Origin of the sequence: Halomonas sp. ALS9, from assembly GCF_001651035.1 — a bacterium.
Lineage (GTDB): Bacteria > Pseudomonadota > Gammaproteobacteria > Pseudomonadales > Halomonadaceae > Vreelandella.
Genome location: NZ_LXRG01000203.1, coordinates 1 through 259 on the forward strand (window position 1 = coordinate 1; position 259 = coordinate 259).

Sequence of the window (259 nt, forward strand, 5' to 3'; positions counted from 1 at the left end):
TAACTGGTCACCTTCCCAGCGGTACTGGGTGGTATAGCCGTTGCGGTCGCGCTCTTCGATCAAGGGCCAGCGAGCAGCGGTATCGCCTTTAGGGCTGTTGCTTGCAGAAGTATCGCCGGGGCTGGCAGACACTGGGTTAGCAAACACGTAGTAAAGCCCGCTGGCATCGCTTAACACGATACGCTCAGGATCACTGCGCAACGTCTCATCCAGGGCTTGCCAGCGAGGCGTGTTACTCTCTTCAGCGGTTGAGGCACCC

Annotated in this window: 1 protein-coding gene; it reads right to left on the reverse strand. The window is 58.7% G+C overall.

The genetic code is table 11. The features are described 5' to 3' along the window. The coding region (locus tag A6R74_RS22840) for a hypothetical protein (protein ID WP_165603403.1) at positions 1 to 259 on the reverse strand (259 nt) is incomplete at both ends.